General features: G+C 73.6%; 22 protein-coding genes. 9 read left to right on the forward strand and 13 right to left on the reverse strand.

The features are described 5' to 3' along the window. Nucleotides 1-91: 91 nt before the first annotated feature. The 4 genes from ACWG52_RS32985 to ACWG52_RS33000 form a co-directional block, all read right to left on the reverse strand. Nucleotides 92-706 (reverse strand): Rv1733c family protein, encoded by a 615-nt coding sequence (locus ACWG52_RS32985; protein ID WP_389807089.1) that lies wholly within the window; start codon nucleotides 704-706, stop codon nucleotides 92-94. Between the two features lie 176 nt (nucleotides 707-882). Then, nucleotides 883-1,707, reverse strand: a complete 825-nt coding sequence (locus tag ACWG52_RS32990; RefSeq protein WP_389807088.1) for an MOSC domain-containing protein — start codon at nucleotides 1,705-1,707, stop codon at nucleotides 883-885. A gap of 46 nt (nucleotides 1,708-1,753) precedes the next feature. Next, nucleotides 1,754-2,266 carry a DUF6643 family protein gene (locus ACWG52_RS32995; protein ID WP_033214071.1) on the reverse strand — a complete coding sequence of 171 codons (513 nt, stop codon included), beginning with the start codon at nucleotides 2,264-2,266 and terminating at the stop codon, nucleotides 1,754-1,756. 246 nt (nucleotides 2,267-2,512) lie between these two features. Further along, complete coding sequence (locus ACWG52_RS33000; protein ID WP_389807086.1) at nucleotides 2,513-3,691, reverse strand: glycosyltransferase; 1,179 nt, start codon at nucleotides 3,689-3,691, stop codon at nucleotides 2,513-2,515. A 638-nt stretch (nucleotides 3,692-4,329) separates the two neighbouring features. On the opposite strand from ACWG52_RS33000, the gene ACWG52_RS33005 reads away from it, so the two are divergent. Together ACWG52_RS33005 and ACWG52_RS33010 are read left to right on the forward strand one after the other, a co-directional pair. After that, nucleotides 4,330-5,121 (forward strand): glutamate racemase, encoded by a 792-nt coding sequence (locus tag ACWG52_RS33005; protein WP_389807085.1) that lies wholly within the window; start codon nucleotides 4,330-4,332, stop codon nucleotides 5,119-5,121. Between the two features lie 150 nt (nucleotides 5,122-5,271). Then, complete coding sequence (locus ACWG52_RS33010; protein WP_453126731.1) at nucleotides 5,272-6,936, forward strand: ABC-F family ATP-binding cassette domain-containing protein; 1,665 nt, start codon at nucleotides 5,272-5,274, stop codon at nucleotides 6,934-6,936. Here the strand turns inward: ACWG52_RS33010 and ACWG52_RS33015 are convergent. After that, the gene (locus tag ACWG52_RS33015; protein ID WP_389807083.1) at nucleotides 6,906-7,832 is read right to left on the reverse strand and encodes an ADP-ribosylglycohydrolase family protein; all 927 of its coding nucleotides are present in this window, start codon (nucleotides 7,830-7,832) and stop codon (nucleotides 6,906-6,908) included. The two genes, ACWG52_RS33010 and ACWG52_RS33015, sit on opposite strands and share 31 nt — an antisense overlap. Continuing rightward, the gene (locus tag ACWG52_RS33020) at nucleotides 7,829-8,479 is read right to left on the reverse strand and encodes a TetR/AcrR family transcriptional regulator (RefSeq protein ID WP_389807082.1); all 651 of its coding nucleotides are present in this window, start codon (nucleotides 8,477-8,479) and stop codon (nucleotides 7,829-7,831) included. The genes ACWG52_RS33015 and ACWG52_RS33020 overlap by 4 nt, the downstream gene beginning before the upstream one ends. Before the next feature lie 85 nt (nucleotides 8,480-8,564). On the opposite strand from ACWG52_RS33020, the gene ACWG52_RS33025 reads away from it, so the two are divergent. From ACWG52_RS33025 to ACWG52_RS33045, 5 genes are all read left to right on the forward strand, one after another. Then, the gene (locus tag ACWG52_RS33025) at nucleotides 8,565-9,689 is read left to right on the forward strand and encodes an FAD-dependent oxidoreductase (RefSeq protein WP_453126733.1); all 1,125 of its coding nucleotides are present in this window, start codon (nucleotides 8,565-8,567) and stop codon (nucleotides 9,687-9,689) included. A gap of 14 nt (nucleotides 9,690-9,703) precedes the next feature. Then, nucleotides 9,704-10,219 carry a lipoprotein gene (locus tag ACWG52_RS33030; protein WP_033214374.1) on the forward strand — a complete coding sequence of 172 codons (516 nt, stop codon included), beginning with the start codon at nucleotides 9,704-9,706 and terminating at the stop codon, nucleotides 10,217-10,219. Nucleotides 10,220-10,304: 85 nt separating this feature from the next. After that, on the forward strand, nucleotides 10,305-11,930 hold the full coding sequence (lnt, locus tag ACWG52_RS33035; protein WP_389807079.1) for an apolipoprotein N-acyltransferase: 1,626 nt from the start codon (nucleotides 10,305-10,307) through the stop codon (nucleotides 11,928-11,930). 37 nt (nucleotides 11,931-11,967) lie between these two features. Next, nucleotides 11,968-12,450, forward strand: coding sequence for an NUDIX hydrolase (locus tag ACWG52_RS33040; protein WP_033214064.1), 483 nt, complete (start codon nucleotides 11,968-11,970; stop codon nucleotides 12,448-12,450). 101 nt (nucleotides 12,451-12,551) lie between these two features. After that, nucleotides 12,552-13,760: an acyltransferase family protein gene (locus tag ACWG52_RS33045; protein ID WP_389807078.1), complete on the forward strand. Its 1,209-nt coding sequence runs from the start codon at nucleotides 12,552-12,554 to the stop codon at nucleotides 13,758-13,760. Between the two features lie 92 nt (nucleotides 13,761-13,852). Here the strand turns inward: ACWG52_RS33045 and ACWG52_RS33050 are convergent, their stop codons facing one another. From ACWG52_RS33050 to ACWG52_RS33060, 3 genes are all read right to left on the reverse strand, one after another. After that, complete coding sequence (locus tag ACWG52_RS33050; protein WP_389807077.1) at nucleotides 13,853-15,079, reverse strand: cytochrome P450; 1,227 nt, start codon at nucleotides 15,077-15,079, stop codon at nucleotides 13,853-13,855. A 326-nt stretch (nucleotides 15,080-15,405) separates the two neighbouring features. Next, nucleotides 15,406-16,170 carry a trypsin-like serine peptidase gene (locus ACWG52_RS33055; RefSeq protein ID WP_389807076.1) on the reverse strand — a complete coding sequence of 255 codons (765 nt, stop codon included), beginning with the start codon at nucleotides 16,168-16,170 and terminating at the stop codon, nucleotides 15,406-15,408. A gap of 140 nt (nucleotides 16,171-16,310) precedes the next feature. Continuing rightward, nucleotides 16,311-17,798: a hypothetical protein gene (locus tag ACWG52_RS33060; RefSeq protein ID WP_389807075.1), complete on the reverse strand. Its 1,488-nt coding sequence runs from the start codon at nucleotides 17,796-17,798 to the stop codon at nucleotides 16,311-16,313. A 158-nt stretch (nucleotides 17,799-17,956) separates the two neighbouring features. On the opposite strand from ACWG52_RS33060, the gene ACWG52_RS33065 reads away from it, so the two are divergent. Further along, nucleotides 17,957-19,246 carry an ATP-binding protein gene (locus ACWG52_RS33065; RefSeq protein ID WP_389807074.1) on the forward strand — a complete coding sequence of 430 codons (1,290 nt, stop codon included), beginning with the start codon at nucleotides 17,957-17,959 and terminating at the stop codon, nucleotides 19,244-19,246. A gap of 156 nt (nucleotides 19,247-19,402) precedes the next feature. Further along, nucleotides 19,403-19,717 carry a DUF6191 domain-containing protein gene (locus ACWG52_RS33070; RefSeq protein WP_389807073.1) on the forward strand — a complete coding sequence of 105 codons (315 nt, stop codon included), beginning with the start codon at nucleotides 19,403-19,405 and terminating at the stop codon, nucleotides 19,715-19,717. On the opposite strand, the gene ACWG52_RS33075 is transcribed toward ACWG52_RS33070, so the two are convergent. The 4 genes from ACWG52_RS33075 to ACWG52_RS33090 all read right to left on the reverse strand — a co-directional run bounded on the left by ACWG52_RS33075 (nucleotide 19,714) and on the right by ACWG52_RS33090 (nucleotide 23,853). After that, a complete protein-coding gene (locus ACWG52_RS33075) occupies nucleotides 19,714-20,343 on the reverse strand; it encodes a hypothetical protein (protein ID WP_453126736.1) in 630 nt (209 codons plus the stop codon). The genes ACWG52_RS33070 and ACWG52_RS33075 overlap by 4 nt on opposite strands. Beyond that, nucleotides 20,340-21,926, reverse strand: a complete 1,587-nt coding sequence (locus ACWG52_RS33080) for a serine/threonine-protein kinase (protein ID WP_453126738.1) — start codon at nucleotides 21,924-21,926, stop codon at nucleotides 20,340-20,342. Before ACWG52_RS33080 ends, ACWG52_RS33075 begins: the two co-directional genes overlap by 4 nt. A gap of 145 nt (nucleotides 21,927-22,071) precedes the next feature. Further along, entirely contained in the window at nucleotides 22,072-23,325 is a 1,254-nt protein-coding gene (locus ACWG52_RS33085; protein ID WP_389807384.1) for a Tm-1-like ATP-binding domain-containing protein, read from the reverse strand. A gap of 48 nt (nucleotides 23,326-23,373) precedes the next feature. Continuing rightward, complete coding sequence (locus ACWG52_RS33090; RefSeq protein WP_389807070.1) at nucleotides 23,374-23,853, reverse strand: NUDIX domain-containing protein; 480 nt, start codon at nucleotides 23,851-23,853, stop codon at nucleotides 23,374-23,376. Between the last annotated feature and the right edge of the window lie 28 nt (nucleotides 23,854-23,881).

A 23,881-nucleotide genomic window follows, 5' to 3' on the forward strand; every position in this document is an offset into this window, starting at 1 on the left:
GAAGTCTGAAGTCACCGCAGCCACCGGAGTCACTGGAGCGACCCGTCCGGCCGCTCCACCGTAGCGCGCGCGGAGCCGATGAGCTGCCAGGTCAGCTGCCCGCGCCCGCTCGGCCCCAGTCCGGCCCCGCCGCCGCCCAGGCCCGGTCCAGACGTATGTACCGCTGATGCATGAGCCGCCGTACGACCAGCCGTCGGACCGTCTCCACCAGAGTGGCCACGCAGATCGCGGCGGCCAGCCCCGCCATCCCCGCGTGGAACACGGCCGCGGACGGGTCCAGCGGTTGCCCCACCACCCTGCCGCCGACGTCGGTCCAGATCCGGAACCGCTCGCCGGGACGCGGTGGTTCCTCCGCGGCCGGCACCGTTCCCTCGTGGCTGCTGCCGTCCGGCGCGGTCCACGAGGCCACGATCTGCGTCCGGTGCGGGGCCGTCCGCTGCGTCGACGTGTCGGCGCTCGCGTCCGCCGTCGCCGACTCCGGGGCGGGCCGCAGCACCACCGCCGGGACGAGATGCCGCTCCTGCCGCTGCTCGTGCGCGGCCTGCTGAAGGGTACCGTCCACCCGCAGGCCCGCGACCCAGCCGACGGCCGGAGCCACCACCAGGACACACACCAGCGCGGCGAACGCCACCCACGCCTCGAAAAGATCGGTCGGCCGGCGCAGCGGATTGCGCCGCCAACGCCACACACCCATTGCTGTCCGCACGGTCCGGCTCCCCCAACCTGTGCCAGTCTCCGCCTGTCTGCGCCTCTGTCCTGACTGCTCCAACGGCCTGGTCGTGCCAGTTGGTTCCAGCCGGGGCGCCGAGCCCCTCGAAGGTGTCAATCCGGTCGGCCGGTCGCCGGTCCGCGACCACCCTCCCGCACCTCCCACCCCTTCCGTCAGAGAAGGACACGGACCTCGTCGCCGACGCGCACCGTACCGAGGCGCACCGGCACCAGCATCCGCCCGAAGGCCAGCGACCGGCCGATCCGTCGGTGCTTGGCCAGCGTCTTCAGCGGTTCCTTGCCCCGCTCGGCCGTCTCCTGGTCGGTGGTGGTGACGACACATCGGCCGCACTCGCGCACGCCGCGGAAGACGGCATCGCCGATCGCGATGCGGAGCCACCCGTCCTCCGCCCACGCCTCGGCACCCGAAACCACCACATTGGGACGGAAACGGTTCATCGGTAGCGGACCCTCCTCCGGATGGTCCCCTTGCGCGATGAGCGAGTTGAGCGCGTCGAGCGAGGCGAGCGTGGTGATGAGCAGCGGATATCCGTCGGCCAGGCTCACCGTCTCGCCCGGCAGGGCGTAGTCCGGATCCACGGGACGACGTACCGCCGGATCATCCATGTGCACCAGCCGTACCGGCTCCCCGAGGTACGTGCTGAACCAGTCGGCCGCCGTGGTCGCCGCGGCCACGGTCTCGACCTTCTTCCCGAACAACATCACCGGCTCCAGCGGACCCGGCTCGGGCACCTCCACGCACAGCTCCGCCATGCCCGGCGCCGTCACGGCGATCCGGCCACCACCCGCCGGACGCGCCGCGGCCAGGGCCAGGCGCGGATGACGGCGTTGGGTGATGACCGTGCCCTCGGGATCGATCAGCGCCCAACGTCGGTCCCCGGACAGACCCCAGGGCTCCACGGCCACCTCGTCGGGAGCGGTTCCCGCTACCGATTTGACGGGATGGACGTGGAGCGCCTGCACGTGCAAGTTCGACATAGGGGCATCCTGCCGGCCCCTCGGCCACCCGTGTCTCGGCGCCCCGTCAGTAGCCGCGCCCCTGGTAGGGGCGGCCGTACGGGTCCTCGTACGAGGCGGCCGGCACCGGTGCGGGCACCTGCATCGGACGCGGCGCGGCCGGACGCATCGCCTCGTACCCGGTGGCCATGGCGACCGGGCGGGGCTGCTGCGGCTGGGGCTGCGGCATGTATCCGCCGCGGGCCGCCATCGGCTGCTGCTGCGGGATGTACGGGGCCGGGGCCTGCTGCAGCGGCATCGGTTGCGGGGCCGACTGCTGCTGGTACGGGTATCCGTACCCCGAGGTCTGTTGCTGCTGCTGGGGCTGGGCCGGCGGCAGCGCGGGCATCGACGACGCGAGAGCCGGCAGGTACCCGCCGCTCGAGTATCCGGCACTCGGGGACTCGTAGGCGGCCGGGACGCGGATCGGGGCGATCTGCGGGGTGCCGCGTTCGGCGACGAGGGAGTCGTAGATGGGGGTGTCCGGGAAGGAGGGCGCGGAGTAGTAACCGCCGCCATAAGTGGAGCGGGGGGAGGTCATGGGACCTAAGTTAAGCCCACGGCTTCACCGGGTCCATAGCGTGGTGCCGTCAACCCCGCCCTGACCTGCATATTCGCAGGTCAGGGCCTCACCTTTCACTTGACGTTCACGTGCACGATTCGCCACTTCCGCCCCATCTTGTTCGTACTCGTACTCACCGGTCGGGTGTTGCACCGACTTCGTGCTGACGCAGTGTCACAACGCGATGACCTCGGATGACGCACTTTCGTGCGGCAGTTCACGGTTTCAGGCGTCGCTGGGGCGGGGATATGTTCGGCCCTTCCATGACGCCCCGCGCCCCCGGTAGTGCTGAACGGCCGAGTCGACGGTCATCAGGAGGTACAGCAGCGCCGTGAACGGAAGCAGCGGGGCGAGCGCGGCCGGCTGGCGGTAGTACCGGAGCATCGGCAGGTAGGTGCCCGCCATCAGCAGCCACGCCAGGCCGCCCGCCCAGGCGACGGCCGGGTGTCCGGTCATGAGGCCCGCCGACAGGGCGGCCGGGGGCACGAGGTAGACGAGCGCCAGGCCGGCCACCGTGCCGGCCAGCAGCAGGGGCTGGTGGCGCAGTTGCGCGTAGGCGCTGCGCGAGACCATCCGCCACAGGTCCGCGAGCGCGGGGTACGGGCGCACGCTGTCCACCCGCTCCGCGAGCCCCAGCCAGATCCGGCCGCCGCAGCGCTGCACCGCGCGGGCGAGCGAGACGTCGTCGATGACCGCCTGGCGGATGGAGTCGGGGATCCCGGCCCGTACGGCGGAGGTGGTGCGCAGCAGAACGCAGCCGCCGGCGGCCGCCGCGGTCCGGGCGGAGGGCTCGTTGATCCGGCGGAAGGGGTAGAGCTGGGCGAAGAAGTACACGAAGGCCGGTACGACGAGCCGTTCCCACACCCCGACCACCCGCAGGCGGGCCATCTGGGAGACGAGGTCGAGGTCGGCGGAGGTCGCGGCGGCGACCAATTCGCGGAGACTGTCCGGTTCGTGGGCGATATCGGCGTCGGTGAGGAGGAGGAAGTCGGGCTCGGTGGCGTGCGCGGTGCGGGCGACGGCGATGCCGTGCCGGAGCGCCCAGAGCTTGCCGGTCCAGCCGGGTGCGGGGTCGCCGGGGGAGACGACGGTGAGCGGGAGCCCGGGGTGCTCCCCGGCGAGCCGGCGCGCGAGCTCGCCCGTGCCGTCGGTGCTGCCGTCGTCGACGAGGATCACCTCCGCCTCGCCGGGATAGTCCTGGGCGATCAGCGAGGGCAGGCTCCGCGGCAACACCTCGGCCTCGTCCCGGGCCGGGACGACGATCGCGACGGACGGCCAGCGGGCGGGGGCCGTGCGCGGCGGGAGGCGGACGTCGGTCCGCCAGAACATGCCCTGGGCGAGGGTGAGCCAGAGCCAGGCGGCGAGGGAGGCGTAAGCCGCGCAGGCGGCGGTGAGGAGGCCCATGGCGGCAGTGTCCCGCGCGCCGGCGGGTGTGTCGCGCATCCGGGCGGCCCCGGGTGCGGCGGCTTTCCGGCGGTGGTCTCCCGCCCCGGGCCGGGCGGTGCCCTGGTGTGCTCGGCCGGGCGGCTGCGCCCCCTGGAGCGGCGGGACTCCGGTCCGGGGGGTGGGGTTCCGGTCCGGGCGCGGAAGGCTTCCGGCCGGGGTGCGGTGGGCTTCCCGCTCGGGTGTGACGGTTCCGGCTCGGGCCTGGAGGTCTCCCGGCTCGGGTGCCGGTGCCGGTGCCGGTGCCGGTGCCTGTGCGTGTGCGTGTAGTCCGTCTCGCCGCCCCGCTGTGCACGGCACCGGCTGCCGCGGGCCCGCCCTTCGAGGGATCGGCGCCCCTGGCGGTGTGTCGTCGGTCAGGGCGGGCTCGCGGTGGTCGACACCGCGCCTCACCGCGTTGTCCTCGGTCGCCTCGCGACCCTTCCCCTCGGCCAGGGGGAGCCCCAGGGCGCCGACCACCGCCCCCGATCCGCCCTGATCGACACGGCACCCCGGGGCTTTCCCGCGCCGACGCCGGGGTGCTCCGGGCGGGGTCCGGTCGGTCGTGGGTGTTGCCGTCGGAGGGCCTCGTCGGGGCGGGGGTCGATTAAGGTGGCCAGGTGAAGATCGCACTCATGGACTCCGGAATCGGCCTCCTCGCGGCGGCCGCGGCGGTGCGGCGGCTGCGCCCGGATGCCGACCTGGTCGTGTCCTCCGACCCGGACGGGATGCCCTGGGGTCCGCGGACCCCGGCCGACCTCACCGAGCGGGCACTGGCCGTCGCCCGGGCCGCCGCGGCGCACCGTCCTGACGCGCTGATCGTCGCCTGCAACACCGCCAGCGTGCACGCCCTGGACGCCGTGCGGGCCGAGCTGGAGCCGGTCATCCCGGTCATCGGGACCGTGCCGGCGATCAAGCCCGCGGCGGCCGCCGGCGGCCGCGTGGCCATCTGGGCCACCCCCGCCACCACCGGCAGCACCTACCAGCGCGGGCTCATCCGCGACTTCGCGACCGGGGCCCGGGTCACCGAGGTGCCCTGCCCCGGGCTCGCCGATGCCGTGGAGCAGGCCGACGAAGCCGCCGTGACGGCCGCCGTCGCCGCGGCCGCCGCGCTGACCCCGGCCGATGTCACCGACGTGGTGCTCGGCTGCACGCACTACGAGTTGGTCGAGGGATCCATCCGGGCCGCCCTCGCCGCGCGGACCCAGGGTGCGGAGCTGATCTACCACGGTTCCGCCGAGCCCGTCGCGGTCCAGGCACTGCGCCGGCTGGGCCTGCTGCCCGAGCCCGGTCTGCCCCGCACGGGTGGACTGGTCGTGCTGCGCAGCGGCCGCGAGGGGACCCTGCCCGCCGCCGCGCTCGCGTACGCCGAAGGCCGGTCGCTCGCGGGTCAGGGTGCGCCCGTCGGCTGACGGGCCCGACCTCCCGAGTCCCGACCTCCGACCCCCGACCACACCCCCCGGCGAGACGAATCGTCTTGCGTGCAAGGAGTGCCTGATCTATCGTTACCCACGTAACGAGACGAGACGGTTCGTCTCCATTACTCGGAAGGGGGACCGCCCTTGCGCGCTCCACTCGCCACCACCCAGATCGTCCTGTCCGAGGTCACCAAGAGCTACGACACCCGCGTCGTCCTGGACCGCGTCAGCTGTACGGTCCGGCCCGGCGAGCGGGTCGGCGTCGTCGGCGACAACGGCTCCGGCAAGTCCACCCTGCTCCGGCTCCTCGCCGGACGGGAGCGCCCCGACCACGGAGAGGTCGCCGTCACCGCCCCCGGCGGCGTCGGGCACCTCGCGCAGACCCTCGACCTCCCGCCGACCGCCCGCGTAGGTGACGCCGTCGACCTCGCCCTCGCGGACCTGCGCGCCCTGGAGCGCCGGATCCGCACCGCGGAATCCCGACTCCACCGGGCCGAGCCCGAGGAACTCCTCGCCTACGGGGACCTCCTGGCCGCCTACGAGGCGCGCGGTGGCCACGATGCCGAACGGCGCGTCGCGGCCACCCTGCGCCGCCTCGGCGAACGTGCCGAGCTCGACCCGGACCGCCGGCTCGGCACCCTGTCCGGCGGCGGGCGCTCCCGGCTCGCGCTCGCGGCGACCCTGGCCGCCGAACCGGAACTGCTGCTGCTCGACGAACCCACCAACGACCTCGACGACGAAGCGGTCGCCTGGCTGGAGGCGCATCTGCTCGCCCACCGCGGCACCGTCGTCGCCGTCACCCACGACCGGCTCTTCCTCGACCGCGTCACGACCGCCGTCCTCGAAGTGGACCAGGACCGCCGGACGGTACGCCGCTACGGCAACGGCTACGCGGGCTACCGCACGGGCCGCGCCGCCGAACGGGCCCGCCGGGAGCGGGAGTACGAGCAGTGGCGCGAGGAGGTGCGGGACGCCGAGCGGCTCGCCGACACCAACATCGGGCGGTTCGCCGCCATCCCACGCAAGCTGCCGCGCGGCTTCAGCGGAGCCGGTGCCTTCCGCGCCCGGTCCCGCGCCCACGGCGCCGCGAGCCGCATCCGCGCCGCCCGCGAACGCCTGGCCCGGCTGACCGAACACCCGGTCCCGCCGCCCCCGCGCCCGCTCGTCTTCACCGGCCGCTTCACCGACGGCTCGGCGGGAGTGGGCGCGGGAGCGGGGGCAGGAGTGGGAGTGAGAGCGGGCGCGGAGACGGGATCGGTGGAGGTCGCCGACGTGGCCCTGCCGGGCCGGCTCGCGCCCCTCTCCCTCACGCTGGCGCCGGGGGAGCGGCTCCTGGTGACGGGACCCAACGGCGTCGGGAAGTCGACCCTGTTGCACCTGCTCGCGGGTGAACTGGAGCCCGCGCGGGGCAGCGTGAGGACACCGCCGCGGGTCGGGCTGCTCCGGCAGGACGATCCGTGGCAGCGCGAACGCCGTTCCGTCGTCGAGGTGTTCGGCCAGGAGTACGCCGACCTGGTGACGGGGCACGGACTGCTCGCCCCGGCCGACCTCGGCCGGCCCGTACGCGCCCTCTCGGCCGGTCAGCGCCGCAAGCTGGAGCTGGCCCACCTGGTGGCGCGGCCCCTCGACCTGCTGCTGCTGGACGAGCCGACGAACCATCTGGCCCCGGCCGTGGTGGAGGAACTGGAGGCGGCCCTGGCCCACTTCGGCGGCACCCTGGTGCTGGTCACGCACGACCGGCGGCTGCGCGCGGCCTTCCGCGGGAGGCGCCTCGAACTTCAGCGGGAGCCGGCCGCCGCGAGCCGCTGAGCCAGCACGCGCAGGTCGTCCGCGTCCAGCACCCGGTCCCCGAAGCCGGGCAGGGGCACGTGCAACGTCGCCGTCCAGTGTGCGGGGACCGCCGCCCGGCCGTACCGGGCCCCGGCCAGGGCCCCCGTCACCGCGGCCACCGTGTCGGTGTCCCCGCCGAGGTCCACGGCGGCCCGAACGGCTTCCGCGAAGGAGGTGGTGGTGCGCAGCGCCCACACGGCCGAGCCCAGGCAGGGCCACACCGCCCCGTTGAACTCGGTGGCCGACTCCGGATGCCAGTCGGGGGCGAGCACCCGGCCGTACCGTTCGCGGTGGGCCGGGTGCACCGCGGCGAGCGTCGCGGGCAGGGCGGCGATCGGATCGGCCCCTTCCAGGGCGACGCGGACGAGTTCGTGCAGGATCGCGGTCCCCTCCCAGGCGGCACGGTCGCCGTGCGTCAGCGCCGCGATCCGCCGGGCGGCTTCCATGGTCCCCTCCCGCCCGGCGGGGGCGAAGTAGACCGCCGAGGTGGCTGCCCGCATCAGGGAACCGTTGCCCGCGGCTCGCGCGTTGATCTGGAAGTGCAGGGCCGCGGCCAGCTCCCAGGACTCGCCGTTGGTCAGCACGTCCTCGGTCTGCAGTCCGATGTCCTTGGGCTGCCCGGCCGCCCACCGCCGGAACCGGTCGAAGATGTCGGGGAGTTCGAGACCGCCGCACTCCAGCAGGGATTCCGCGACGAGCACGGCCATCTGCGTGTCGTCCGTGGCCTCACCGGGGTCCCAGCCGCCGCCCCCGGCCATCTCCGCGCCGCGCGCGCTCAGTTCGCCCGCCGCACCGAACTCGTAGGGCGCGCCCAGTGCGTCACCGGCCGCCGAGCCGACGACGGCTCCCACCGCCCGGTCCGATCGGGTGATCATCGGGTCTCCTCCCCGCACACGGTCGCCAGCAGTTCGCGTGTGAATCGGTCCAGGTCGTCCAGGCCGGCCGCCGCCAGGGTGGCCGGGGCGCCGGTCAGCAGGTGGGGGATGGCGCCGTGCAGGGCGAGGGTCAGGGCGCGGGCCCGCTCCGGCCCGGCCGGCAGCCCGGCCGCCCGCAGCAGGTGCGCGTGCGCCGCGAAATCCGCCGCCGCGACCGGGTCCAGCAGTGCGGCCAGCCAGGGGCGGCGCGCCGCCTCGGCCTGCAGTTCCAGATACGCCAGTACGCGGGTGCGGCCCGGCCCGGCCGTGTCGCGCAGCAGTGCCGCGAGCAGGGCCGCGAGCTGCGCCGCGTCGGCGGGCCCCGCTCCGGGCCCCGGCCCCGGCCCCGCCACCGCCCCGGCTCCGGCTCCTGCCCCGTGCTGGGAGCCGGGCTCCGCCAGAGCCTCGGCCAGTGCGTGGTACCGCTCCGCGCAGCGTTCGGCCGCCGCCCGCAGCAGGGCGTCGCGGGTCGGGAAGTAGTTCTTGGCGGTGCCCGTCGGCACGGCGGCGGCCGCGTCGACGGCCCGGTGCGTCAGCCCGCGCCCACCCTCCCGCGCCAGTACGGCGATGGCCGCGTCCCGCAGCCGGTCCCTCCGGTCCTGATTCACGTTGCCAGCTTAACCACACCCGTGGTACCAGAAGTGTAGTACCACGGTTGTGGTGGTCGTGGATCGGGAGGCGAAGGGGACGGCCATGAGCGACACCGTGAGCGGGTGGGCACCGGACCGGGCGGCGGGTACGGCCGTGGTCGTCGGCGCGGGGGTCGGCGGCCTCGCCACCGCCATCGGCCTGCGCCGCGCGGGTTGGGAGGTGACCGTCCTCGAAGGGCGCACCGCGCTCGAACGCTACGGAACCGCCTTCGGGATCCACCCCACCGCCCAGAGCGCCCTCGATCGGCTCGGGCTCGGCGACGCACTGCGGGCGCGGGCCGTCCCGTACCGGGAAGCCCGCATCCGGCGCCCCGAGGGGAAGGTGCTGGCCGCCCTCCCCCTCGAACGGATCGAACGTCGGGCGGGCCGCCCCGAACTGCTGATATCCCGGCCCCATCTCCTCGACGCGCTGCTCGCCGCGCTCGACGGCCTCGGCGGCGAGATCGCGTACGGCCGGCGCCTCACCGACCCGGCCGCGCTCGGCGCCGACCTGGTCGTCGGCGCCGACGGCATCAACAGCGTGGTCCGTACGACGTACTTCGGCCGGTCCGCCGGTCCGCGCCCGATCGGCACGACCGCCTGGATCGGCATCGCCGGATTCGAGACCGGCCTGTACGGCGAGACCTGGGGCGCGGGCCGTTTCTTCGGCATGACCCCCGTCGAGGCCGGTCGCACCAACTGGTACGCCACCGTCCCCGGGGCCACCACCGCACAGGAGGTGCGGGACGCCTTCGCCGACCGGCACGACCCCATCCCGCGCGTGCTCGCCGCGACCGACCCCACGACCTGGATCCGGTACGAGATGCGCCACCTGTACCCCGCGCTCCCCGGTTTCGTCGCCGACGGCCGGATCGCCCTGGTCGGCGACGCCGCCCACGCCATGACACCCAACCTCGGCCAGGGCGCCTGCACCGCCCTCCTCGACGCGGAGGCCCTGACCCGCGCCGTGGCCGCGGCCGGACCGCCCGGACCGGCCGGGCTGCCCGACGCGCTGCGCGCCTACGACACCGAGCGCCGCCGCGGCGCCCAGCGGGTCGCCTTCGCCTCCAGGAACCTGCACCGCTTCATGACCGGCCGCCACCCGGCCCTGCGCGACGCGCTCGTCCGCGGCGCGGGAGCCGCGCTGAACCGGGTGGGCGAGAGACGGTGGCGGGCAAGCGGAACGTGAGTACGCTGCTACACATGACGGGTCACCCTCCGGGTCCGCTCTGGGCGGGCCGCGCCTCCAACCGTGTGCAGTGGCTGCTCGCCGCCATCGGCGCGGCCTGTCTGGCGCTCGGCGTCGAACTCGCCGTCGACTACGCCTGGACCGCCGGCATCATCCCGCTGCTGATGTCCGTGATCGGCTGCCTCGCCGTCGGGCTGCTCATCCTCTACGGCACCCTCGCCTTCGTACACGTCGCCGTCACCGTCGACGCCGAGGCCATGGAGGTGCGCTGCGGCCACATAGGGGTGCCCCGCCGCAGGATCCGGCTCACCGAGATCACCTCCGCCGAGTTCGTGCCCAGCATCACCCCGCAGCAATGGGGGGGCTGGGGCCACCGCTGGCGCCCCGAGAAGGGCACCGCGATCATCGTCCGGCGCGGCGAGGGAGTGGTCCTCGTACTCGACGACGGCAAGCGGTTCACCGTCACCGTCGACGACGCCGAGAACGCCGTCCGCGTCATCCGCACCCATCTGCGTGCCCTCGCCCGGTAGAGCCCTCGCCCGGTGGAGGGGTGACCCGCGGAGCGCGGCCGGGCGCTTACCGGCCCGCGAGGCGCGGGGACGTACACTCCGCCAGATGAGCAGCAGTGTCACCCGCACGACCGGGAACGAGCCCTCGCAGTCCGCCGACGGGCCCCCGGCCGAGGCGGCCGCGCCCCCCGCGACCGCCCGGTCCGCCGCGAACCGGAAGGGGCTGTGGCTGCTGCGCGCCGTGCTCGCCACCCTCTCCGGCGTACTGCTCTACCTCAGCTTCCCGCCCCGCCCACTGTGGTGGCTGGCCCCCCTCGCCCTCGCCCTGCTCGCCGGCTGCCTCCACGGCCGCCGCGCCCGCGCCGGCTTCGGCCTCGGGCTCCTCGCCGGACTGGGCTTCCTGCTGCCGCTCCTCGTCTGGACCGGCGAGGAGGTCGGCCCGGTGCCCTGGCTGGCGCTGAGCACCCTGGAAGCCCTCCTCATCGGCCTCACCGGCCTGGGCATCGCCCTGGTCAGCAGGCTCCCGGCCTGGCCGCTGTTCGCGGCCGCCGTCTGGGTCGCGGGCGAGGCCCTGCGGGCCCGCGCCCCCTTCGGCGGCTTTCCCTGGGGCAAGCTCGCCTTCGGCCAGGCCGACGGCGTCTTCACCCCGCTCGTCGCCCTCGGCGGTACGCCGCTGCTCTCCTTCGGCGTCGCCCTGTGCGGATTCGGCCTCTACGAGGCCCTGCGCACCGCCCGCCGCCACCCCGGCCGCACCACCGCCGCGCTGACCGTGCTCACCGTCGCCGCCCCGATCGGTGTGGGCCTCGCCGCCCGCCCGCTGGTCTCCGACGCGGCCGAGGACGGCACCGCCGTCGTCGCCGTCATCCAGGGCAACGTGCCCCGCCTCGGGCTCGACTTCAACTCCCAGCGCCGGGCCGTCCTCGACAACCACGTCAAGCGCACCGTCCAGCTCGCCGAGGACGTCAAGGCCGGGCGCGCCCGCAAGCCCGACTTCGTCGTCTGGCCGGAGAACTCCTCCGACCTCGACCCGTACGCCGAGCCCGACGCCCACGCCGTCATCGACCGGGCCGTCAAGGCGATCGGCGTACCCGTGGCCATCGGCGCCGTGGTGGCCCCGGAGACGGGACCGCTGCGCAACACGATGATCCTGTGGGACCCGGTCAAGGGCCCCACCGTGACCTACGACAAGCGCAAGATCCAGCCCTTCGGCGAGCGCATCCCGATGCGCTCCGTCGTCCGCCTCTTCAGCTCCGACGTGGACCGGGTGCGCCGCGACTTCGGTCCCGGCAAGGAACCCGGCGTCTTCGACATGGCCGGCAGCGGCGTCGGCATGGTCACCTGCTTCGAGGCCGCCTTCGACGACGCCGTCCGTTCCACCGTCCAGGCCGGCGCCCAGGTGATCGCCGTACCGAGCAACAACGCCACCTTCGGCCGGACCCAGATGACCTACCAGCAGCTCGCCATGGACCGGATCCGTGCCGTCGAGCACAGCCGGACCGTCCTCGTCCCCGTCACCAGCGGGGTCAGTGCCGTCATCCGCCCCGACGGGAAGATCGTCTCGCAGACCGAGATGTTCACCGCGGACGCGCTGGTCGCCGAGATCCCGCTGCGCTCCGGCCGCACCCCGGCCACCGTCGTCGGCCCGCTCCCGGAGTACGCCCTGCTCCTGCTGGCCGCGGGCGGCCTCGGGTGGATCCTCGACCGCCGGATCCGCTCGCGCCGCGCCGCCTGACGCCGGATTCCGGCCGGCGGCCTCGTAGGGTCGGGGCATGACCACACCCGATTTCATCCGCCGGATCCGCGCCACCGCCGGGCACCAGCTGCTCCTGCTGCCCGGAGTCACGGCCATCGTCTTCGACGACCTCGGCCGGGTGCTGCTCGGCCGGCGCTCCGACACCGGGCACTGGGCGGTGGTCGGCGGAATCGCCGAGCCGGGGGAGCAGCCCGCCGAGACCGCCGTGCGCGAGGTGTACGAGGAGACGGCGGTGCGCTGCGTGGTCGAGCGCGTGGTCCTCGTCCAGATGACGGAGCAGATGACCTACCCCAACGGGGACATCTGCCAGTTCCAGGACATCACCTTCCGCTGTCGGGCGACGGGCGGCGAGGCACGGGCCAACGATCACGAATCCCTCGAAGTGGCCTGGTTCGATGTGGACGCTCTGCCTCCGCTGGATCCCTTCGGCCTGGACCGGATCCACCGGGCGCTGCGCGACGAGCCGACCTGGTTCGAGGCCCCCGGCGTTCTCGACTGACTCCCGGGCCGGCGATGTGAGTTGGGCGTACGTGAGCTGTAAGGTTCCGCTGGTCCAGAGCGGTAATCGGACAGTCGTACATTCAAGGGGGCGGTCGAGGGATGACCTCGCGCAGTACAGCCGGTGTGTCCGAGACGGGTGGCCAGGGTCGCGCGGCGGCCGGAGCGGCCCCCGGTGGGCGCCTGGCGGTCCTCGACGGGATCAGGGTCCTCGCCGCGCTCGGCGTGCTCTTCTACCACTACTTCGCCCTTGAGAGCGCCTGGGGGAAGCCGCCCGCGGAGGTCTTCCCCCACGCCCACCGGTACGCCGTCTACGGCTGGCTCGGCGTCGAGATATTCTTCCTGGTCAGCGGGTTCGTCATCTGTATGAGCGCCTGGGGCCGCAGCGTGGGCGACTTCGCGGTGTCCCGGGTCTCCCGGCTCTTCCCCGCCTACTGGGCGGCCGTCGCCTTCACCTCCCTCGTGCTGTTCCTCTCGCCCGAGGTCAGGGCGGTCAGGGGGGTCACCGACGTCATGGTGAACCTGTCGATGCTCCAGGGCGGCGTCGGGGTTCCGAACATCGACGACGCCTACTGGACGCTCTTCGTCGAGCTCAAGTTCTACGTCCTCTTCGCGATCGTGGTCATGCGCGGCGTGACCTATCGCAACTGCGTCCTGTTCTGCGCGGTCTGGACGCTGGCCGGTGTCGTGGCCCCGAGCGCGGACAGCGGGGTGCTCTCCTTCTTCGCGTCCCCGTCCTCGTCGCCCTACTTCATCGCCGGCATCGGCTTCTACCTGATGCGCCGCTTCCGGCCGAACGCCGTCCTGTGGGCCGTCGTGGGCGTCCAGTTCCTGCTCGCGCAGCACTACGTGCACGCCCGCATGGTCTCCAGCCTGGGCCGTGCGGCCACCGAGCGGACGCCCGCCTGGCCCGCCCATCTGGTCGTCGCCCTCGGCTTCGCCCTGATGGCGGCCATCGCGCTCGGCGCCCTCGACGGCGTCCGCTGGCGCTGGCTCCCGTACGCAGGAGCGCTCACCTACCCCCTCTACCTGATCCACATGATGGCCGGGCTCACCCTCATCCATCACTTCCGCCACGAGGTGGCTCCCGTACCCCTGGTCATGGGGGTGACCGCCACGATGCTGGCGCTCGCCTGGCTGATCCACCGGCTCGTGGAACGCCCGCTCGGCCGACGGCTGCGCGACGGACTGCGCCGCGGGGTGCGCGAGATCCGGGCGGACACCTCCCGTGGCCTGTCGATCGAACTGCTCCCCGCACAGCCCTCCGCACCCGACGCGGAACGCATCCCGGCCGGCCGCTGGTCCCGATGACGACGGAGGGCGGCGGCCGGCCGGGCCGCGCCGGTGTCCCCTGACGGGGCGGGGATCGTTCGACCCGCAGCGGTGCACCGCTGCGGGTCGCCTCAGCCCAGGGTCGGCGTGAACTCCACGCGCACGGACTTCGGCCCGCGGGTGAAGACCCCCTGCTCGGCCGGGTCGTACCCGTCGGCCGGTCGCATGTCCGGCAGCGCGTCGAGGAGCTGGTTCGTGGCGATCGCCACCTCCGCCTTGGCCAGCAGCGCTCCCACGCAGAAGTGCCGTCCGAGCGCGAACGCCAGGTGGTCCGCGGCCGCCGAGAAGGCGGTGGTCGCCGTCAGGTCGTCGCGGAGGATGTCGAACCGGTCCGGGTCGGCATAGCGTCCCGGATCGCGATTGGCCGCTCCGATCAGGCAGGTGACGGTGGCGCCGGCGGGGATGGTGCCCCCGCACATCGGGACGTCGGTACCGGCCTGGCGCATGATCATGTGGACCGGTGGGCTGTAGCGCAGGGTCTCCGCGAAGGCCCGGTCGATGAGCCCGCGATCCTGACGGACGGCTTCGAGCTGTCGTGGGTTGGCCAGGAGGTTCGCGAAGAGGGCGGCGACGGCCTTGTCCGTGGTCTCGGCGCCCGCGGTCAGGAGCAGGCTGCAGAAGGCCTTGATGTCCTCGTCGCTCATGCTCACGCCGTCGACCTCGGCGGTGCAGAGCGCGGAGAGCAGGTCATCGCCGAGGCGGCCGCGTCGTTCGCGGATGACCGGCAGCATGTACGCGGCGAACTCGGCCTGGGCGCGGGTTCCGGCCGCGGCGCACTCGGGATCGCCCGACAGGTTGCCGGTGAACGCCACGAAGGCCCGGTACCAGCCGCCGATGTGCTTCTGGCCGGACCGGTCCAGACCGAACATGTCGGCGATGACCGTGATGGGGAAGTGGGAGGCGAAGCCGCTGACGAGGTCCACGGACCCGGTCCCGCGGAAGCCGTCGATCAGCTCGCGGGCGTTGCGTTCGACGAGCGGTACGACCTTCTCCCGGAGCTCGTTCCCGCGGAACGCGGGAGCCACCAGGGCGCGCCGGGTGGCGTGCTCGCGTCCGCTCATCTGGAGCAGGGTCTTTCCGTGCACGGGCTCCGCCTGCCAGGCGTAGTTGTCCGTGGTGAAGAGCGACTCCTTGTCCTTGAACACCCGCGCCACGTCCTCGTAGCGCGAGACGAGGTAGCTCTGCGTCGCCTCGTGCCACACGAGCTCCGGGCTGTCGCGCAAGGCGCGGTACGTCGGGTAGGGGTTCTCGGCGAACTTCTGCGACAGGATGTCCGGGACGTTGTGCGCGGCGGTCATGGAGTTCCCCCCAACAGCTCGGCCTCCGGCGCGCCGGCCCTGCCGGCTCCGTCTTCGCCCCGGTATGCCGGACACCGGTCCGACGCGCTGGGAAGGCCTGCGGATTACGGTCCGGTCGGTGGTGTCCGTTCAGCTGGACGCCTTCAAGGAAACACCACACCGACCCCCGTCGCCAGGGATTCGGCAGCTACCGCTGAACAGGTCCCCGCCGCCCGCGACATGAGGCGATCCATGAGGTTCGACGGACCCCTGGGAGTCCGTCGGCGACGCCCCGGCCGACGCGACCGGACGGTTGTTCGGTCCTTTGGTATCGGAGTTCGACGGCCTCAGGACCGCGCCTGCCGGTACAGCTGCGCCGCCCGCTCGCCCAGGACCGCGCTGTACGAGATCTCCGGGACGCTCCCGCCGCCCTCGTAGCCGCCGAGCACCCCGACCAGCACGCCGTCCACCAGCCAGGGGCTGCCGCTGGTGCCGCCGGTGAGGTCCGGGCAGCCGATCCGGCGCTGGGTCGCCGAGAAGAGGTCGGTGGTGTTCGTGCAGCGCACCGGGGCATCCAGGCTCCGCGGGTAGCCGATGATCGTCACCAGGGCGTCGTCCGGCCGCTCGGCGGCGACCGGGAAACCGCCCACGAGGTCCTCCACGGTCTCGGCCCGCCCGCCGTCGACCGGAGCCACCGTCGCGAAGGCGATGTCGTCGTCCGGGTCCTGGCCGTCGGTCCAGCCCGGGGCGAGGTACGCGCCGGTGAGCTTCCAGAACCCGTACGGGGCCGTGCCGTCGCGGTAGCCCGGCGCGAAGAGGGTGGTGTCCGGGCTCTCCAGGCAGTGCGCGGCCGTGGCGATCACATCGCCCCGTTCGCTGTGCACCACCGAGGCGGTGCAGTGGTGTCCGCCGTCCGGCCCGCCCGCGAAGATCGCCCCCACCCGGTCGGTGGTCGCGCCGGCCGGGGCCCCCGCGGTCACGCCGAGCGGCGGTCCGGCGTCGGGCACGTCCACGCCCAGCAGCGCGCCCATCGCGGCCAGCGCGAGCAGGATCCGGGACGCCCGCCGCGCACGGGTGCGCCGGGCCGTTCGGGGGAGCGTGGAGTGGATCATTTTTCCACCCTGCCCCCCGAACCTATGTCCGGAGGATGGTGTTCCGTATGAATCCCCTGTGAATCCTGTGAAGCTGATGTGAAGACCGGGGCATGCCCGGACAGGCCCCGCTATGTCGGATGTCGGCAGCCGATCGGCGGCTATCCCCGCCGCTCGTAGACCGTCACCCGGCGCCCCCGCACCTGCCGGTCCGCCACCACCGCGAAGTGCTCCCGCAGGACCGCCGTCTTGGCCTTGTCCCGGTCCGCCGACGGCGCCTTCGCCACCTTCTCCGCGTCCGTCACCAGCAGCACCCGCCGCTGCCCCAGCAGCGCCTCCCGGATCCGCGTCGGGTCCTCCTCCTCGCCCTTCAAGGTGGCCGAGGCGGCCGGGGACGCGGCCAGCGCCACATCCGTCAGCCCGCCGAAGGCGTCGGGCGAGACCAGCGCCGTGTCCCGCCGCGCGGCCGGCACGAACAGCACCGCGTCCCCGTCCCGCTTGAGCCCGGCCACCTCGCCGGCCACCGCGAGCACGTCGTCGATCCGGCTGGCCGGGGCCCGCTTGTCCAGTTCCACCGGCAGCAGGGCCAGCACCGAGACACCGACCACGCCCGGCACCACCAGCCCCGCCGCCCTCGGCAGGCGCGGCGCGCAGGCCCGTACGGCGGCTCCCAGGGCGGCGCCGATCAGCAGCGCCAGCCCCACCATGCTGAACAGCACGTACCGGTCCTGGAACAGCGGCTGCACCAGGGACAGCCCGATCAGCCCGAGCTGCGGCACCGCCAGCAGCGGCAGACCCACCGCCGCCACCGAGAGCGCCTTGCGCTCCGCCCGGCCGCCGGCCCGCCCGGCCCGGCCCGCCCACGCGCCCAGGCCGCCGACCGTCAGGAGGATCCCCGGCCCGATCAGCATGGTCCAGGTCAGCGGCGGTATCCAGGACACCTGCTCGGACTGGCGGCGGCTGAACAGGATCAGCGGCAGCGCCCCCGCCACCGCGCCCGAGCCGTACGCCGCCCAGCGCAGCCATATCCGCCGCCCGGCCCGCACCCACCCCAGGGTCGTCGCGTGCGCGGGCAGGACCAGCAGGGACAGCCAGTTCAACAGGGCGCACACCAGCACGGCGATCCCGTACGCCGCCCAGCGCGGCCAGGCCCGCCGCCCGGGCCCGCGCTCCAGGAGCGAGACCAGCAGCAGGGTGGAGAGCCCGGCCCCCGCCGCGACCAGCGCGTACGGGCGGCCCTCCTGGAGGTAGAACTGGACCGCCGGCAGCAGCCCCAGGGCCAGCCCGCCGCCGAGCCCCGCCCAGAACCCTGCCAGGCGCCGCCCGATCAGGGCCACGCACGCCGCGGCGGCGGAGACGGCCAGCACCGACGGCAGCCGCAGCGTCGTCGTACTCGCCCCGAAGACCTCGAAGAGGCCGTGCATCAGCAGGTAGTAGAGCCCGTGCACGGCGTCCACGTTCGCCAGCATCGCCCATATCTCACCCGCCGACCGCCCCGCCACCTGCCAGGTCGCCGCCTCGTCCCGCCACACGCTGTCCTGCCGGGAGAGCCCCCACAGACCCAGCCCCAGGGTCCACACGAGGGGGACCAGCCACACCAGAACGCGCCGCCGACGGGATTCGGATATGTGGGGTATGTCGGAAGGCATGAAGGTGTGCGGATCCTCGGCGCGGGGTGTCGGCGGAAAGCACAGTCTATGGACGCCACGGACGGTTTCCGGACCGGGTGTTGTGCACCACGGAGCGTGATCGTCCGGCCCGTCGCCCCTAGCCTCGCCGCAGGAGCACGAACGAGGGGCGGTACCCGGTGAACTGGCTCATCCACGACTACCGCGAGAGCGATCTCGCGGCGGTGGTCCATCTGATCGACACCACGGCCGAACTCGGCCAGGAGTCCGTCTTCTCGCTCGCCGAGTGCATCAGCGCGCTGACCGACCGCCAGCCCTGTGTGGTCGCCGTCCACCAAGGCGTCCCCATCGGCGCGGCGCTCGCCTGCGTCACCGGCGAACGGGCCTGGGTCATGCGCATCGCGATCGCCGCCGGCTGGCGCGGCCGGGGCCTGGCCAGCGCCCTGCTCGTGGAACTGGAGCGACGGCTCATCGCCGCCCGCGTCGGGCGCATCGCGTACGTCCTGCCGGAGGAGGACATGCTCGGCGAGGGCCTCCTCAACGCCGGATACACCCGGCAGCCGGCCGTCGCCTACTTCGAGAAGACCGAGCCGCTGCACGGACCGGCCGCCGGCCTCCTCGACGACCTGGGCGGCCGTTTCCTCCCCAACGACCTGTGGGCCAAGGTCGCCGGCATGGAGAAGGAGAAGGACCTCATCGAGCGGCGCGTGGTGCTGCCGCTCGCCGAGCCCGAACGGGCCGCCTCGCACGGCGTGCGGCCTCCGCGCGCCATCACCCTCTTCGGCCCGCCCGGTACCGGCAAGACCACCTTCGCCCGGGCCATCGCCTCCCGGCTCGGCTGGCCCTTCGTGGAACTGCTGCCCTCCCGCCTCGCCGACGAGGGCAACCTGGCGGCCGCGCTGCGCGACGCCTTCGCCCGGATCGCCGAGCTGGAGCGCGTCCTCGTCTTCATCGACGAGGTCGAGGAGATCGCCCCTGTGCGCACCGAGCCCGCGCAGCCCGGCGGGATCCACGGGGTGACGAACGAGCTGCTGAAGCTGATACCGGGCTTCCGGGAGGGCGACGAGCGGCTGCTGGTGTGCGCCACCAACTCCATCCGCTCCTTGGACCCGGCATTCCTGCGGCCCGGGCGCTTCGACTACCTCATCCCGATCGGCACCCCCGACGCCGGCGCCCGCGCCGCGATCTGGTCCCGCTACACGGCGGGCCGCGCGGACGTCGACGTGAACGCCCTGGTGGCGGCCACCGAACTGTTCACCCCGGCCGACATCGAGCACGCGGCGCGGATCGCGGCGCAGGTGTCCTTCGAGCGGGACCTGGAGGCGGTGGGCGCGCGGGGCGCGGCGGCCGCGCAGCTGGGCGCGACGACGCAGGACTACCTGGCGGCGGTCCGGCAGTGCCGGCCGACGGTCACCCCGGCGATGACGGGCGAGTTCGAGGCGGACATCACCGCCCACGCCCGGTTCTGACCCGGGATTCGCCTTCGGTCGGCGCCCCCCTGACTTCCGTCCCCCGGTTGCGGCGGGGGCGGAACGCGGAACGGCCCGCGGCCACGCACGGACGTGGCCGCGGGCCTCCCGCACCTCGGCCGGACGGCCGAACCTTGCCTCGGCTACCGTCACCGCATGGGCTTCGTCATCTTCATGACCCTTCCCGGTCTGGCTCTGGTGCTCACCGCCGTGGCCTTCCTCGACCTGGCACTGGTCCGCGCGGGCCGCGCCGGACTGCTGCCCTGGCGGTGGAACGGCCGCCAGGGACAGATCTCCGCCACCGGCTTCGAGCAGCTCCACGCCAGCTTCTCGCCGGGCAAGCAGAACGAACTCAAGGAACGGCAGAGCGCCCTCGTCATGCGTGACGACGAGGAGGACGGTGCACCGCCGCGCACCCGGGTCGACCTCGACGGCGGGCGCGCCGTCATCCGGCTGCCCACCACTCCCTAAGGCGCACAGCGGTACGTGAACTCCACCGCGGCCGTGCGCTGCCCGGGCGACACCAGTTGCAGTTCCGCCTTCGCCGGGTAGCTGCCCGTGCCCTTGAAGGTCCACAGCAGGTGCAGCCGGGCCTCCCGCTGCCCGCGCGGCACCCGTTCGGTCAGCCGCTCGGACCGGGTGCCGTCGCTGCGCACCCACCGGTAGGTGAGGATGCCCGGGCGCCCGTCGGTCGTCACGACGGCCACCACATCGGCCGCCGTGTCACAGGCGGGTCCCTTGGGATCGGTGCTCACGGTCACGTCCCGGACCTCGATCCCCGGACCGAACCGCTGCCACCCGAGATACGCGAGGACCGCGGCCAGGACGAACGCCGCGAGGGCGTACCGTCGCAGGCCCGCCAGGCGGCGCCGCCCAGGTGCCGGTACGACGGCCGTCACGGCGTCGAGGGGGAACGGCGCGGGCATGGCCGCGGTGACCCCGGGACCGAAGCGGAGCACGGAGCCCTCGACCCGGTCGGGAACCACCGGCTCGGGCGCCGTCATCCTCTTCGTCGCGTCCGGGGGGCCGCTGAACCAATGGCTGCCGAGGACGGTGGCGCTGTAGTCGTCGCCGTCGGGAGCGCCGGAACCGCTCATCGTGGCACCTCCTGCTCCTTGCAGCGCAGCAGGTACTGCGAGGCCGAGGCGGATTTGTTCCCGGCGGTGGGCTTGGTGGTGACCCGGACGCCGCCGTAGCAGCCGTTGCCGCGGCTGAAGGTGTGGGACCTGACCTGGGCGGCCGTCGATCCGGCCGGGACCACGAACGACTCCGCGCCGTCGGGCACGGAGTAGGAGCCTTGCGTACCGCCCAGGAACCACTCCACGGTCACGGTGACCGAACCGGTGCCCTGCGAGCTGACCGAGATCGTCGCGTCGCCCCGGTAGACCCCGGTCTTGAGCGACACGGCGATGTCCGTGACCTTCAGCGTGGGCGTCGGTGTCGGGGTCGGCGTGGGCGACCAGGACGGAGAGGTGGACGGCGACGCGGACGCGGACGCGGACGGTGAGGGGCTCGGGGACGCGGAGGGGCTCGGACTCGGCGACGGGGAGGCGGACCCGCTCGGGCTCGGGTTCGCGCTCGGCGAGGCCGAGCCGGGCGGGGCCGCGCTCGTCGTGGCGAAGGCGCTGACCGCCGAGGCCGCGTCCGGGGCCGCGCCGATCGCGTCCGTCGTCAGGACCAGTACGGTTCCCAGCACGAGCGCCACGCCCGCCGCGAGCCAGCCGCGACGGCCCGGAGCCCAGCCGGAACCGCCGGGCACGGTGGTCGTGGCGACCGCCGTGGTGCCCGCCGCCGCGCCACCCGCCGAGGGGAACAGCAGCGGCAGCAGGGCGGCCAGCGCCGCCAGCTTGCGCTGACCGCGTTCCTCCCACTCGGGCCCGTACGCCGCCAGCGCCACGCCCTCCAGCTCGGCCACGAACGCCTCGGCGTTCTCCGGCCGCTGCTCGGGCGCCTTCGCGAGGCCGCGCCGGATCAACGGGCGTACGGGCTCGGGCGCCTCGGTCTCGGGGACCGGCGCCTCGATGTGCTGGACGGCGAGTTCGGCGAAATTCTCCCCGTCGAAGGGCTTGCGGCCGGTGAGGCACTCGAAGAAGGTCGCCGTCGCCGCGTAGACGTCGGCCGCGGGCGAGGCCGGGCGGCCCTGCCACTGCTCGGGAGCCATGTAGGCGGGGGTTCCGGCCACGCCGGGCGTGCTGCCCCGGTTCGCCGCGATCCCGAAGTCCACCAGCTTCGACGAGCCGTCCGGAGCGACCAGCACGTTCTCCGGCTTGTAGTCGCGGTGGACCACGCCTGCCCGGTGCGCCGCCGCGAGCCCCAGCAAGGAGCCCTTGAGGACCACCAGCGCGGCCTCGGCGTCGGCCCGCCCGGACTGCTTCAGGAGGGCGCGCAGGGAGATCCCGTCCACCAGCTCCATGACGATGGCGGCGCCGCCGGACGCCTCCACGTACTCGTACAGCCTGACCACGTACGGGGTCTGCAGCCCGCCCAGGAGGCGGGCCTCGGCCCGGAACTCGCCGACGAAGGCCGGGTCCTGGCGCAGCCGGTCGCTGAGGTACTTCACCGCGACCGGGGTGCCCGTACCGTCGTGGACGGCGAGCACCACGCGGCCGCTGCCGCCCGAGCCGAGCTCACGGACCTCGGTGTAACCGGGGACCGACCAGGCCGCCCTTGTGTCCTTCATCGTTCCCGCCCCTCTGCCTGTCGTGTGGCGCCGCCGTGTCCGCTCGGACGACCGGTCCGGGACCGTCGTCCGCCGGCCTCCCCGGGCCGGACGTCCCAAGGGACGTGGTTTCCGCCGTGGCCGGTTCCCCACCACGGCGGATGGCTCAGGCCGCGGCCGACAGCGCGCCGATCATGGCGTGCAACCGGTCGGCCGCCGCCTGCCCGAAGGCCGGATCGTTGATGTGCGTGTCGTAGTCGTAGAGCCTGGTGGTACTTCCCCGCAGGCCCTCGCGCAGCGCCGAGAACAAGGCCCGGTCCGCGTCGGCGTCATGGTAAAGCCCACCCGGCGCGCCGAGCGTGGACAGTCCACGGAGCGGGACGCAGACCGCCGTGGGTCCGTTCGCCACGCGCAGTTTGGCGGCGACCCGACGGCCGAGTTCCGCGCACTCGGCCGGGGTCGTACGGGTCACGGTGACGGACGGATTGTGGACGTGGACGCCCCGCTCGCGGACCTGCGGGGGCAGGCTCTCCAGCGGGCCGAACTTCACCATGTCCAGCGCCCCCAGGCTCACCACCTGCGGGATTCCGGCCCGCCCGGCCGCGCTGAGCCGGTCCGGGCCCGCGCTGAGGACGCCCCCGCACAGGTCGTCGGCGAGCTCGCTGAGGGTGAGGTCGAGGACGCCGGCGAAGACCCCTTGGCCGGCGAGGGTCTCCAAGGTACGGCCGCCGGTGCCGCTGACGTGGAAGACCAGCACCTCGTAGCCCAGTTCCGTCAGCCGCTCGCGCGCCGCGTCCACCCCGGCCGTGGTCACGCCCGCCATGCTCGCCGCGATCAGGGGGCGGCCGCCCGTGCCCAGCCGGGGCGGGCGGCCCTCCGGGGAGGTGCGGGCGTAGGACCTGGCCATGCCGGTGATCGCCGCCACGGCGTTCGCCAGGATCGGTGCGGAGACGCTGTTGATCCCCGCGATGTCCACCACGCTGTACATCATGGTGATGTCCGAGGAGCCCACGTAGGGGCGGACGTCACCGGACGCCATGGACGAGACCATCAGTTTGGGTACGCCCAGCGGCAGGGCGCGCATCGCCCGGGTGGCGATGGAGGTGCCGCCGCTGCCGCCGACGGCGAGCACCCCGTGCAGCCGGCCCTCGGTGTGCAGGCGTAAGAGGGTCGCCTCCGCGCCCCTCGCCATGGTGGTCACGGCCGCACCCCGGTCGGCGGCCGTGCGCAGTTCCGACAGTTCCGTGCCCGCCGCCCGGGCCACCGCGTCACGCGGGACGTCGGCGGGCACCCGGGGTTCGCCCATGATTCCTGTGTCGACCAGTACCACTTCGACGCCGGCGCGCAGCAGCCTCTCGCGCAGCCAGCCGTACTCCACACCCTTGGTGTCCAAGGTTCCCACCAGCACGACGTTCGTCATGTGTGCAATGTCCATGCAGGTAAGGGTGTTGGCAAGTGCAAGTGTGGGTCAAACCTTCAGGAGCCCCAACAGTCGCTCCAGGAAGGGAAGTTGGGAGGGGATCAGCATGTTTTGCGCCAGTGTCGGAGCGAACCAGGCCACCTTGTCCAGCTCCGGGAAGTCCTGGACGTTCCCGGAGTGCGGCGGCCACTCCATCGAGAAGGTCCCGGGCACCATCAGCGCGGGGTCGAGATCCGCCTCCACCGCCCAGATGGTCACCAGCTTTCCGCTGGTCAGCCGCACTTCGCCCAGCGGCAGGTAGTCACCCTCCGGCGGAGGCAGCCCGATCTCCTCGGTGAATTCCCGACGGGCGGCGTCCCTCGGGGTCTCCTCCGGGCCGTATTCACCCTTGGGGATGGCCCAGTCGCCGCTCTTCCGGCCGGCCCAGAGCGGTCCGCCCATATGTCCGAGGAGTACCTCGACACCGGACTCCGCCTCCGGACCGGTCCGCCGGAAGAGGAGCAGTCCGGCACTGCGTTTGTGCGTCATGGGTCCATCCATGCCCCGTACGGACCCC

The organism is Streptomyces sp. CLCI03, from assembly GCF_053615355.1.